This window comes from Kitasatospora sp. NPDC059803 (assembly GCF_042732255.1).
Taxonomy (GTDB): domain Bacteria; phylum Actinomycetota; class Actinomycetes; order Streptomycetales; family Streptomycetaceae; genus Kitasatospora.
The window spans coordinates 8,826-21,131 of sequence record NZ_JBHWIJ010000137.1 but is presented as its reverse complement, the minus strand read 5'-3'; the positions used below and the strand labels follow the sequence as shown (position 1 = coordinate 21,131).

Sequence of the window (12,306 nt, the reverse complement as noted above, 5' to 3'; positions counted from 1 at the left end):
GGCCTCGACGTTGCGTCGAGGCCCACCGGCCTGTGGTGGCCCATCTGGGCGGGCGCTCTGTGACGGCTGGGGCTGCGGGTAGCGGGGGTTGTGGTGGGAGGGGAAACTCCGTTGTCCGGGGGTGCGGCTCGCGGCGATGATTTCGGGTGTGGCTGACACCAGGTTCGAAGGCTCCGCGTTGCGGCCGTACCCCAAGATCTCGGGGAGGGGGCGGCTCTCCGCGTCCGGGAATCGGGAGTGGGTCGCGGTGGAGAAGGTGCACGGGGCGCACTTCGCCGTGGTCTGCGAGGGGGGTGCGGTCCGTCCGGCCAAGCGGCGGGAGCTCCTGGGCGAGGACGAGTTGGACGGCTTCTTCGGCGTCAGCCGGGTCTGGCCGGCGTTGGCGGTGGCGGCCGCCCGGTTCGCCTCGGCGGTGCGCGAGGCGGCGGGAGGGGGTGCAGGTGGGGGCGCGGGTGCTGTGGTGACTGTTTACGGTGAACTGGCCGGCGGGTGCTACCCGCACCCCGATGTGTCCGCCGTCGCCGGAGTCGAGCCCGTACAGACCGGCGTCTGGTACGCGCCGGGGCTGGGGTGGCTGCTCTTCGACGCCACCGTCGACACCACCGAGGGCCGGTCCTGGATCTCCGACCGCGACCTGCGTGGCGGTGCGGCCACCGCCGGCCTCGCCTGCGTCCCCTTGATCGGACGCGGCGCGCTCACCGTGCTCCAGGAACTGCCGGCCGCCTTCCCCACTCTGGTCCCCGCGCTCCTCGGGCTCCCCGAACTCGCCGACAACCTCGCCGAGGGCTACGTCCTCAAACCCGCCGGCACCTGGCGGGAGACGGGCCCCGAGGCGGTCGGCGCGCGTCCGGTGGTGAAGGTGAAGCAGCAGGCCTTCGCCGAGGACGAGCGCTACGACGGCGCCCGCCCGTACCTGCCGCCGCCGCAGGGCGCGGCCGGGGTCCCCGCCTGGCTCCTGGTCCAGGCTGCGGCACTCCTCACCCCTGCCCGGGCGGCAGCCGCCGTCAGCAAGCTCGGTCCGCGCGCGCCCGAGGACGTCGTGGCGGCGGAGCTCACCCGGGACGTGTCGGAGGAACTCGCCGAGGCGGTGGGGGGATTGGACGATGATGTCCTGCGCGCACTGGAAGCCACCCTTGGGCCCGGAGCGCGCTTCCTGGCGGCGTTCGACGCCGAGGACCGGTGCTCGCCGACGAGCCGGCCCGGCTGACGGCCTGACTGGTCAGGCTGGTCAGGTCGGTCGGGTCGATCGGGCGCGGAAGGATTCCTGAAGAAAGTCGCCCGCCCATGTGGAGGGCCCGTCGCCGACTCCGACCGAAGGGTGACAGCGCAAGGGTGGGCGGGGCGTGGGGGTGGGAGGGGCGTTCGGGAAAAATATGTCGGTCGGTCTACTGATTCCATGCCGCCGCCCGGGTGGTGTGCGCACAGGAAGTCGGTCTGGCCGACTTCCTGTGCGGATGGAGGCGGTGCAAGTGGGTGATGGAGAAACTGTAGACCGGTCTACATATTTCTTGCCGGAGAGGGCGTCGGCGGTCGAGGGTGGGTGAAGGGGGCGTCGAGGGGGGCTTCCGTCTGGGGTGGGTCGGGCCCATCATGGGCTCCCGGTCCGAGTCCCCGGTCGAGGGCTCCGGGTGAGGCTCCAGGAGGCAGCAGAGATGACGATTCCCTTCCCTGTCCGGATCCAGGCCGCGGTCGTCCGGGGCGCGTACGCGCTGCCGGAAGGGCTGAGGCGTGCGATCGCGGGCGCGCCGGTGGTGCGGGACGGTCAAGTGCTGTCGCTGGACGCGCAGTTGATCCTCAAGTTGCAGCGCCTGTCGAAGGCGGCCCTGGTGCTGCCCGCCGGGGTCGGGTCGTCGCGGGAGGCGATGGAGCACGCGCGGTACCTGGTGGGCGGGGCGACGATCCAGCCGGTCGCCGTCCGGAGCGTCGGAATCCCGCAGGAGTACGGCGAGTTGGCGGCCACGCTGTACACGCCGGGCGGGCTGGCGGCGGGTTCCGGGCTGCTGGTGTACCTGCACGGCGGGGGCTGGGTGGTCGGCAGTCGGGCCAGCCATGACCACGTGGTGCGGTTCCTGGCGCAGCGGGCGCAGGTGCGGGTGCTGTCGGTGGAGTACCGGCGCGCGCCCGAGCACGCGTTCCCGGCGGCTGCGGACGACGCGCTGGCCGCGTTCGACTTCGCGTACGCCAAGGCGGCCGACCTGGGCGCGGATCCGGAGCGGATCGCGATCGGCGGCGACAGCGCGGGCGGGAACCTGGCGGCCGTCACCGCACAGGCGGCGGTGCGGCGGGGCGGTCCGGCGCCGGTGTTCCAGTTGCTGCTGTACCCGGCGGTCGACGCCTCCGTCCGGCGGCCCTCGCGCGACCTGTTCGCCGACGGTTTCTTCCTGACCAGCGCGGACATGGACTGGTTCCTGGACCGCTACGCGCCCGCGCCGGCCGACCGGACGGACCCGCGCCTGTCGCCCCTGCTCGCCGCCGACCTGTCCGGGCTTCCGCCCACGTACGTCGGCACCGCGGGCTTCGACCCGCTGCGGGACGAGGGCGAGGCGTACGCCGAGGCGCTGAAGACGGCCGGGGTGACGGTGCGCCTGAGCCGGCAGCCGGACCTCATCCACGGCTACGCCAGCTACCTCGGCATCGGTCGCCGCTTCCGGGAGGCGACGGCGGAGGCGGCCGAGGCGCTGCGGCAGGCGCTGGGCGCCGCGTAGCGCGCAGCCAGGGGCGGTACGGATCGGAGGCGCTCGGCGCAGCACCGGGCGGGGGCTCGTTCGGAGGACTCAACGGCCCCTGCCCGGCGGCTCGTTCAGGCCGGGATCCGCCGCGCCGCGGCGAGCTCCGACGCCTGCGCGCCGTGCGCGAGGAGATACTCCGCCACCGATCCGTGGTGACTCCGGATCGACAGCAGCGCCCGCCGCAGATGCACCTCGTGTACGGGCAGGGCGTTGTGCGCGGCCCCGGCCGGTGGCTGGTTGGTCAGGCCCAGTTCGTCGTTCGAGCGCAGGAAGTCCTGGAGGACCTCCGCCTCGGAGGCGCCCAGCAGCGTCTGCAGGACGGCGACGACGACTCCCGTGCGGTCCTTGCCCGAGGCGCAGTGGACCAGGACCGGCGCGGCCTCGCCCCCACCGGCGAGCAGTCGGCGCAGAACGGCCACCGATGCCGCGCCGGCGCGCTCGGTCATCAGCGGGTAGAGCTCCAACTGGTCGGCGGGCCAACGCCGTTCGGTGAAGACCGGCGCGTGCAGGTACCGGGCGTCGACGAGGTCGACGGCGTCCGGGCGCTCCGCCACCTCCGGGTCGCTGCGCAGGTCGACGACCGTCCGCAGGCCGAGGCGCCGCAGCGTGTCCGCGCCCTCCGCCGCGAGACCGTGCAGGTCGTGCAGGGCGGCGGAGCGGTACAGCACGCCGCGCGGCAGGGAGCCGACGCCGCCGGCGTCGCGGAAGTTCCGTACGCCGGTGGGGGCGACGCGCTCCGGATCCGCCTCGGGCTGGTCGGTGATCACGCCTCACTGTATCCGGGGGTGGAGGGGGTGGAGGGGGCGGAGAGGGCGGAGGGAGTGGCTGGGGGAGGCCACGGACGAGAGGGGGCGCGGGAGTTGTGGTCGTGCGCCCGTCCGGTGCTGCGCAGGGGGTTCTCGGCGGCGGGCTCTTATTGTACTGTCCGTCTAATAAGCGGGTGAGCGGGCACCCGTAGGGGCAGGCATCTGGAGGCAGCCATGGCTCTCACCAACGCGGCGGCAGGGCGGGCGGCGAGTGCGCACGGGCACACCGCGGCCGACGACGACGTCTCGAAGCGGCTGCTGGAGTCCGCCGCGACCCTCTCCTACGACCCCTCGACCGAGATCGACTGGGACGCGCCCCTCCCAGCCGACCACTACGGCCTCAACCCGGAGTGGAGCACCCTCTACGGCACCCGGCTGTGGGACGAGATGACCGAGCAGCAGCGGGTCACCCTCACCCGGCACGAGGTCTGCTCGATCATGAACACCGGGATATGGTTCGAGATGATCCTCCAGCAGATGGTGCTGCGCGATCAGTACCTGAAGAACCCCGCCAACGCCGAGTTCCAGTTCGCGCTCACCGAGATCGCCGACGAGTGCCGCCACTCGATCATGTTCGCCCGCGCCTGCGAGAAAATTGGCGTCCCCGTGTACCGGCCGAACAAGGTCATCGCCCAGGCCGGGCGCGCGTTCAAGGCCCTGGCGAAGGGTGAACTCGCCTACGGCGGCATCCTGGTGGCCGAAGAGGTGCTCGACGTCATGCAGCGCGACTGGATGCGCGGCGAGAACGTCCTGGAGATCGTCCGCGGTACCTCCCGGATCCATGTGGTCGAGGAGTCGCGGCACATGAAGTTCGCCCGGCAGGAGATCCGCGAACGGGTGCGCCACGCCGGCCCCGCCCGCCGCCGCGCCTCGGCCACCGGCATCGCCGTCGGCGCGTACGTCATCGTCTCCAGCATGGTGCACCCCGGGGTCTACCGGGCCGCCGGGCTCGACACCCAGCGGGCGATCGCCGAAGTGCGGGCCAACGAGCACCGCAAGGCGATGATGCGCACCAGCTCCCGGCACCTGATCGCGTTCCTCGCCGAGACCGGGCTGCTCACCAGCCGCTCGGCCGCCATCTACCGGCGCATCCACATGCTCTGACGACACGTCAAAGGCGATACGTCAAAGGCGGAACATCAACAAAGGCTCCGACTCCCGCACTTCACCACCTGTAGCGAGGGACCCCACCCCGGCCATGGCCTACGCGATCACCCGGACCTGCTGCAACGACGCCTCGTGCGTGTCCGTCTGCCCGGTCAACTGCATCCACCCGACCCCGGACGAACCGGAGTTCGGCACCACCGACATGCTGTACATCGACCCGGCGGCCTGCATCGACTGCGGCGCCTGCGCGGACGCCTGCCCGGTGGACGCGGTGTTCCCCGTCGACCGGCTGCGCGGGCCCGACACCGTGTTCGGCGACCTCAACCGGGACTGGTACCGCGATCACCCCAACGACCACGCCTGGGGCGCGCCCACCTTCCCGCGCAGCCTGCCCGACGGGCTCGGCACGCTGCGCGTCGCCATCGTCGGCACCGGCCCGTCCGCCGGGTACACCGCGCAGGAACTGCTGCGCAGCACCGGCGCCGAGATCACCATGATCGACCGGCTGCCCGTCACCGGCGGCCTGCTGCGGCACGGGGTCGCGCCCGACCACCAGTCCACCAAACGCATCGCGGACAGCTTCGCCGGCGTCTTCCACGACCCCCGGCTGCGGATGCACCTCAACGTGGACATCGGTACCGACCTCACCCACGAGGAACTCGCCGCCCACCACCACGCCGTCGTGTACGCCGTCGGCGCGGCCGCCGACCGGCGGCTCGGCATCCCCGGCGAGGACCTGCCGGGCAGCCTGCCCGCGACCACCTTCGTCGGCTGGTACAACGCCCAACCGACCGTGCCCGCCGACGCGGTGGAGCTGTCCGGGCCCGGCGCCGAACGGGTGGTCGTCATCGGCAACGGCAACGTCGCCGTTGACATCGCGCGCATCCTGCTCACCGACCCAGACCGGCTCGCCACCACCGACATCGCCGACCACGCCCTCGCCGCACTGCGCCGCAGCCGGGTACGGGAAGTCGTGCTGCTCGCCCGGCGCGGGCCCGCCCAAGCGGCCTGGACCAAGGCGGAGTTCCTGGCGCTGCGGCAACTGCCGGGCATCGAGGTGGTGGTCGAGGACCACCCGGAGGTGCGGGCGGCGATCGAGGAGGCGGCCGGGACGGCCGCTGCGCCGACCGCGTCGGACGCGCGGGCCGCGCTGCTCGCCGGGCTGCCGCTGGTGGCGTTCGACGGGGGCGCCGAGCCGGCGCCGGGCCGGCGGATCGTGCTGCGCTTCCTGTCCGCGCCGACCGCGCTCACCGGGGCCGGGCGGGTGACGGGCCTGACCGTCGCCCGGACCACCCTCGCGGGCGGCCGGGCAGCCGAACCGACCGGGGAGACGGACACGCTGCTGACCGGCCTGGTGGTGCGCTCCATAGGGCACCGGGGCGTACCGGTGCCCGGGCTGCCCTTCGACGAGCGGACGGCGACGGTCGCTCACCGGGGCGGGCGGGTCGTGGACCCGGCGACGGGGCGGCCGCTGCCCGGGGCGTACGTGGTGGGGTGGGCCAAGCGCGGGCCGTCCGGCGGGATCGGCGCCAACCGGGCCTGCGCCCGCGAGACCGTGGCCGCGATCCTGGACGACGCGGCGGCCCGCGCGCTGGCCGCCCCGGCGGCGAGCCGCACGGACTTCGACCGCCTCGTCCGCCACCGTCGCCCGGACGCCGTCGGGCTCAAGGGACTGCGGGCCGTGGAGCGGGCGGAGCGCGCCCGGGGCGAGGCCGAGGGCCGTCCCCGCGTCAAGCTCGCCACCGTCCCCGAGCTGCTGGCGGCCGCCCGCCGACGGTAGACAGGCAGCGGGTCGGCACTGGTCTGCACTGGTCGGCGCCGCTCGCAGTGTCGGACCCGTTGCCTAGGCTGCCCCCGGTGGTTCACGGGAGGGGCGGAATGTACGAGTACGAGGACGACGAGCACGGCGACCTGCGGTGGTTCGTGGACCAGGCGGTCGAGGCCCTGGAGCGGTGGCTCTCGTACGAGCGGGACCGCGACCGGTTCGGCGATCGGTACCGCAGTGAGTCGATGGTGCTCGTCCGGCACACCGTCGGCGCGAAGGGGCTCCGGCGCTCGCTCCGCGACACCGTCGATCTGATCGAGACGGTGATCGACACCGTGGACCTGATCGAGCGGGCGGCCGCGCGGGCCGAGGAGCTCAGCCTCTTTCCGGCGCCCCCGGACCTGGAGCGGTGGTTGGGGTCGCTGACGCTGCGGATCCGGGGGTGGCAGCGCGACCTGTGCGGCCTGCGGAGGACTCTCGGCGGCCTTGAGCGCCAGTACTGGGCCGGACGCCCGGGCGAGGCGGCGGCGGAGAGCGGTGGCGAGGCGGCGCCCCCGTGGGACGCGGACGGCCTCGGTGAGATCGACTGGGAGGCGCGGGCCGTCGCCGTCGAGGTGGTCGCGAAGCTCGGCCGCCGCCAGTGGCACATGGACGACGACGGGACGGCGGACGGAAGGACGTTCGACGAGCGGATGCTCGACGAACGAATGTCCGCCGAGGCGTTCTCCAAGCGCAGCACGATCACCCTGGGGCAGATCGACGACGGTCACTTCACGACCTTCGAGCACACCGTCGCGGCGCTGCTGGAACGGGACGGGTTCACCGTCACGCGGGTGCAGGGCGGCGCCGGTGACATGGGCGGCGACGTCCTCGGGGTCACCGACCTGAACGTCCCGTTCATGGTGCAGTGCAAGCACTCCGGTGACCCGAGGGCGACGGTCGGCCAGCCGGTCGTGCAGCACGCGCTCGGCGGCGCCAGGGCGGTGTTCCAGGCCGGGATCATCCTCATCGTGACGAACCGTGGGTTCTCGAAGCCGGCGCGCGAGTTCGCCGCCCTGCCGACGGTGGGCGCGACCTTGATCGACCGCGAGATGCTGGTGTCCTGGGCGGAGCAGCGGACCCCGCTGGCCAAGGTGTTGGCCCCCCAGCGCGGCGCCGAGGCGTTGGCCCCTCAACGCGGCGCCGAGGTGTAGACCCCGTAGCGCGGTGCAGAGGAGCCGAACCGGCCCCTGACGTGGGGAGCGCCGCCGGCCGTCAGCCCCGCCGCGTGTGCTTGAGCTCCTCCCAGCGGGTGGCCTGGGCGGGGGTGAGGCAGCCTCGGAGTTCGGCCAGCTTCAGCAGCTGTGCTTCGGCGTCGGCGCCGAGGGGTTGGGCTTCGGCGCGGTAGTGGTCGGTGAGGAGGGCGTCGAGTTCGGGGCGGGTGAGGGCCGGGTCGAGGCGCTGGGCGAGTTTGGCCATGTTGCGGTAGGAGCCCTGGAGGAGGAACGGGGGTTCGGTGCGGGTGCGGTCGTCCTGGGCGGCGGAGGCCAGGTAGGTGCGGTTGACGGCGAGGACGGTGCTGCGCAGGTGGAGCAGTCCGGCGAGGACGGCGGTCATCCGTTCGGCCTCGGCGGCGGGCCAGGCGCCGGTGAGGGGGCCGCCCGGCGTGCCGGTGGCGCGGGCCAGCAGGGTGTCCAGGTCGGCGCGCTCGGCGGTGGCGAGCGGGGCCAGGTGCGGGTTGGCGGGCAGGGCGTTCTCGACGAAGCTGAGCGCGAAGAGGTCCTCGCGCCCGGCGATGACGTCGCCGAGGTTCCAGACGTCGGCGCGGTTGGCGAGCATGTCGGGCAGCCGGAAGAGGCGGCCGGACTCGGTGTACGGGTTGGCGGCCATGACGACGGCGAAGCGCTTGCCGCGCAGGTCCCACTCGCGGGCCTCGCCGTCCCACACCCCGTCGATCCGGCGCTGGGCGTCGCAGAGCGGGATGAAGCGCTGGAGGAGCTCGGGCGAGGTGTGCTGGACGTCGTCGAGGTAGAGCAGCACGTTGTCGCCCGCGTGCAGGGCGAAGTTGAGCTTCTCGATCTCGCGGCGGGAGGTGGCGTCGGGGGCCTCGGCGGGGTCGAGGGAGGTGACCCGGTGGCCGAGCGCGGGGCCGCTGACGGTGACCAGCAGCAGGCCGAGCCGTTCGGCGAGGTACTCGACGAGGGTGGTCTTGCCGTAGCCGGGCGGGGAGACCAGGAGCAGCAGGCCGCTGCGGTCGACCGGTCCGCCGGCGTCGGCGGTGCCGAGCTGTTTGGCGAGGTTGTCGCCGACCAGCGGCAGGTAGACCTGGTCGATGAGTCGGTTGCGGACGAAGCCGTTGAGCGGGGCCGGCCGGTACTGGTCGAGCCGTAGCCGGGTGTGCTCGGCGGCCAGCAGGTCGGCGCGCAGTCGCTGGTAGGCGCGGTATCCGGGGGCCTCGGTGGCGGCGAACTCCGCCACCCGGGCCAGGAGTTCGTCGAGGCGAAGGTCGAGCGCGCCGCCCGGGAGCCGGGGGTGGTCGCCGAGCAGGCCGGTGAGGCGGGTGGTGGCGGTGCCTTCGGCGGGCCGGCGCGGCAGGGACGGGCAGAGGAGCGCGGCGGCGGCCTCGGCGAGGTCGCCGGGGTCGGCGTCGACGGCGCTGGACTCCAGCCAGGCCTGGGCGAGTTGGCGTCGGGCGGGCAGCAGCGCGGGCTCGGCGGGCAGTGCGGCCAGCGCTTCGGTGAGACCGGCGGACTCGGGTGCGGCGTGGAACTTGTCGAGCAGGGTTGCGGCCCCCGGCGCGTAAGCGAACGTGGGTGTGGCGGCGGCGAGTTCGGCCACCAGGTATGGGCCGGCGGGTTGCGGGCACGAGGTGAACTCCGTGACGGCGGAGCTCAGTTCGTCGGACAGGTCGGACAGCGCGGTCAGGGCCGCCGGTGCGGCCGGGGCTGGCGCGGCCGGGTCCGGTGCGGCCGGCAGGCCCAGCCGCGGCGCGGCGCCGAAGGCCTGCCGGGCGAGGGTGCGAGCGAGGGAGAGCGAGCGGGCCCGGGTGTGCCAGACCAGTCGCTGCCGCTCGTCGGCGCCGTGCGCCCAGTACAGCTGCGCGGCCGCCCGGGCCGTCGCCGGGTGGCGCAACAGGCCTGCCTCGGCGTGGAGTTCGAGCAGGGCGCGGAGCAGCAGCGCCGCGTCGTGGTCGTGGACGCCGCGCTGGTAGCCCTCGTCCGGGCGCTGTTCGGCGGCGCGGCGGACGAACTCCAGCAGGTCGCCCTCGGCACGAAGGGTGTCCAGCCCGTCCGGTTCGGCGGCCAGCAGCAGACTGGCGGCGAGGTATTCGGACCGGTACAGCGCGGGGGTCTCGGAGGGCAGCGGCCGGCCCCAGTAGCGCTCGGTGGCGGCGAACGCCGGGTCGGTGACGGGGGAGCGGTAGTCGGTGCCGGTGAGGGTGAAGGCGGGGCGGCCGCGCCAGGGGACGAGGGTGAGTTCGGGCCGCTGGGTGGTGACGGCGAACAGGTGGCGGCCCAGTCGCAGGGTGTCGGGGCCGTCGCCGGCGAGTTCGGCGCGGTCGCGTCGGGCCCGGTGGGCGCGGCTACGGGCGGCGCGCAGCCGTCCGGTCAGCTCCTCGGCCCGGACCCGGTCGCCGAGTGCGGTCAACTGGGCGGCGAGGTCGCGGAGTTTGACGGCGGTCGGGTCGGCGGCGAGGGCGGCGTCGATCTCGGCCGCGGTGTCGAGGGCGGTGAGCCGCCGGTGCAGGGTGTCGAGGATGCGTTCGGCGGAGGCGGCGATCCGGTCGGCGCGGCGGGCGCGTTCCTCCAGCAGGTGCTGGCGGCGGGCGGTGAGGGCGTCGTGGATTCCGGTGCGCCGGTCGGCGAGTTGTTCGCCCAGTGCCGGGTCGGCGTCGGCGAAGCGGGTCTCCAACTGCTCGATCCGCAGCAGGAGTCGGCCGAGCTGGTCGTCGCAGGCCTCGGGGGTGTCGGCGGCGGCGAGCGCGGCGGTGGTGGCCTGGGCGAGCAGGGCGGTTTCGGCGGCGAACTCGGCGGCGGCCTCGCGGGTGCGCAGGTCGCGGCGGCGGACGGTGAGGGCGGCGCGGGCGCGGTTGAGCAGTCCGAGGACGTCGGCGAGCCGGTCGAGGATGGCGGTGCGGGTGGTGGCGTCGGCCAGGTCGAGGGTGCCGACGAGCTCCGAGACGGTCTGCAACGCCTCGCTCTGCTCGGAGATCTGGAGGCCCAGCGGCTCGGCTCCGGCGGCGGTGGCGAGGGCGGCGCAGCGGTCGGCGAGTTCGCCGGCGCGCCGGCGGTGCGGGGCGAAGGCCTCGGGTTCGGCGAGGTGTCCGACGGCGCGGGCGGCGGCCTCGGTCAGGCCCTCGGCGAGGTGGGCGGCGAGCGCGTCGATCCGGGCGGGCTCGGCGCGCGGCAGGTCGCGCAGCGCCTCGACCCGGCCCTGGGCGCGGCGCAGCCCGGCGAGCCGGTCGACCCATTCGGCGGCGTCGGCGAGGGTCTCGCCGCGGGCGGTGCGCAGCAGGCCCTCGACGTGCTCGGCGGCCTGTTCGGTCTGCCGGGCGGCGTGCGCGGTGAGTTCGGCGACGGCCTCGTACTCGGCGATGACCTGCCGGGCGGTGTCGCGGATCTCGGCGAGCGGGGCGGCGAGGTCGCCGAGGCCGGGCTGGCCCAGCCAGTGGTGCCGGTCGGCGGTGCGGGTGCAGGCGGCGAGGACGGCCTGGTGGCCGGCCGGGGTGTCGGCGCCGGCGGCGGCGAGCCGGGCCAGGGAGAGGCAGTCGGCGAGGCCGCGGACCAGGTCGGCGTTGCCGATCCGGGCGAGCGGGCCGGTGCCGGGCGGCTGCGCGGCGGCGTGGCGCTCGCTGGTGAACGGGGTCTGCCACAGCTGGACGGGGTGCAGCCGGGTGGGCCCGTCCTCGGCCGGGCGGAGGGCGATCAGGGTGCCGTCGGCGAGCAGCGCGTAGCCCTGGCAGGGCAGCGGGGCGGCGGCCTCCTGGCGGACGCTGTTGTACGGCTGGAGCAGGGCGCGGCCGTCGGCGGGGGAGCGGAACTCGTACAGCACGTCCTCGCCGTTGGGCGAGACGAGGGTGCGCTCGTAGGCCAGGCCGTCCACCGGCTGGTCGTAGCTGCGCACGGTGCCGTCGGTGAGGTGGCAGCCGCCGGGGAAGGCCACGCCCTGGTCGGCGGGCAGCCGCAGGCAGGCCTGGCCGAGCGCGTCGATCCGGGTGACCCGGCCGGTGGGCAGATGGCAGACCAGGTGCCGGACGGTCTCCTCCTGGTACGGGCGCACGCGCACCAGCAGCAGGGTGCCGAGCCGGGCGTGGGCGATCTGGGCGTCGGCGAGGGTCTGCAGGGCCTCGGCGAGGGGTTCGTGGTGCAGCTCGCGGCCGTCGGGGGCGGTGACGGTCAGCCGGCCGCCGTCGATGCCGAGCCGGAGTTCGCCGCCGAGGTCGGCGCGCGGCGGGCTGCCGGGGGCGGCGGGCAGCTGGTCGTCCCGGGTGAGGACGGTCCAGGCGAGCTGCTGGCCGTCGGCGGCGGTGTGGTCGCGTTCGCCGCGCCCGTCCTGGTAGGCAGGGTGCCCGTCGTCGGCGAGGTCGTCGACGGGGCGCCAGCGCAGCACCCGGACGTCGGCGGCGGCGGGGCCGGTGCGGAAGACGGCGAGCAGGCGGCCGCCGAGGGGGCGCAGTCGTTCCAGCCGGGCGTCGCGGAAGTAGCGGTGCAGGTCGGCGAGGTCCTGGCGCAGGCGCGGGTCGTCCAGCAGGGTGCCCTCGGCGGGGGCGGGGGTGAGGTCGGGGTGGTGGACGCTCAGGACCTCCCCGAGCGGCGCGGCGCCCCGGGCGCCCCCCGCCCGGGGGCCCGCGGCCACCCCAGCGGCGAACCCGGACGACGAGAGTGGGGGGGAGCGGGCGCGCAAGGATCAGACCGCGCGC

Annotated in this window: 7 protein-coding genes; 5 read left to right on the top strand and 2 right to left on the bottom strand. The window is 74.7% G+C overall.

Going from position 1 to position 12,306, the window contains the following annotated elements:
• The first annotated feature begins 148 nt into the window (after positions 1-148).
• A complete protein-coding gene (locus ACFV6I_RS21825) occupies positions 149-1,207 on the top strand; it encodes an RNA ligase family protein (RefSeq protein ID WP_380427113.1) in 1,059 nt (352 codons plus the stop codon).
• 445 nt (positions 1,208-1,652) lie between these two features.
• Positions 1,653-2,705: an alpha/beta hydrolase gene (locus tag ACFV6I_RS21820; RefSeq protein ID WP_380427112.1), complete on the top strand. Its 1,053-nt coding sequence runs from the start codon at positions 1,653-1,655 to the stop codon at positions 2,703-2,705.
• Between the two features lie 95 nt (positions 2,706-2,800).
• Here ACFV6I_RS21820 and ACFV6I_RS21815 read toward each other — a convergent pair whose 3' ends face one another.
• A complete protein-coding gene (locus ACFV6I_RS21815; protein ID WP_380427111.1) occupies positions 2,801-3,496 on the bottom strand; it encodes a tyrosine-protein phosphatase in 696 nt (231 codons plus the stop codon).
• A 213-nt stretch (positions 3,497-3,709) separates the two neighbouring features.
• Between ACFV6I_RS21815 and ACFV6I_RS21810 the strand changes: the two genes are divergently transcribed.
• From ACFV6I_RS21810 to ACFV6I_RS21800, 3 genes are all read left to right on the top strand, one after another.
• A complete protein-coding gene (locus ACFV6I_RS21810) occupies positions 3,710-4,639 on the top strand; it encodes a diiron oxygenase (RefSeq protein ID WP_380427110.1) in 930 nt (309 codons plus the stop codon).
• 94 nt (positions 4,640-4,733) lie between these two features.
• Positions 4,734-6,422 (top strand): FAD-dependent oxidoreductase, encoded by a 1,689-nt coding sequence (locus ACFV6I_RS21805; protein ID WP_380427109.1) that lies wholly within the window; start codon positions 4,734-4,736, stop codon positions 6,420-6,422.
• A 98-nt stretch (positions 6,423-6,520) separates the two neighbouring features.
• Positions 6,521-7,600, top strand: coding sequence for a restriction endonuclease (locus ACFV6I_RS21800; RefSeq protein ID WP_380427108.1), 1,080 nt, complete (start codon positions 6,521-6,523; stop codon positions 7,598-7,600).
• A 61-nt stretch (positions 7,601-7,661) separates the two neighbouring features.
• Here the strand turns inward: ACFV6I_RS21800 and ACFV6I_RS21795 are convergent, their stop codons facing one another.
• Complete coding sequence (locus tag ACFV6I_RS21795) at positions 7,662-12,242, bottom strand: DNA repair ATPase (protein WP_380427107.1); 4,581 nt, start codon at positions 12,240-12,242, stop codon at positions 7,662-7,664.
• Positions 12,243-12,306: the final 64 nt, after the last annotated feature.

What these genes read in the sequence shown, in the direction of transcription:
- ACFV6I_RS21820 (WP_380427112.1), top strand. Translation starts at nt 1,653, where the DNA reads ATGACGATTCCCTTCCCTGTCCGGATCCAGGCCGCGGTCGTCCGGGGC.
- ACFV6I_RS21805 (WP_380427109.1), top strand. Translation starts at nt 4,734, where the DNA reads ATGGCCTACGCGATCACCCGGACCTGCTGCAACGACGCCTCGTGCGTG.
- ACFV6I_RS21800 (WP_380427108.1), top strand. Translation starts at nt 6,521, where the DNA reads ATGTACGAGTACGAGGACGACGAGCACGGCGACCTGCGGTGGTTCGTG.
- ACFV6I_RS21810 (WP_380427110.1), top strand. Translation starts at nt 3,710, where the DNA reads ATGGCTCTCACCAACGCGGCGGCAGGGCGGGCGGCGAGTGCGCACGGG.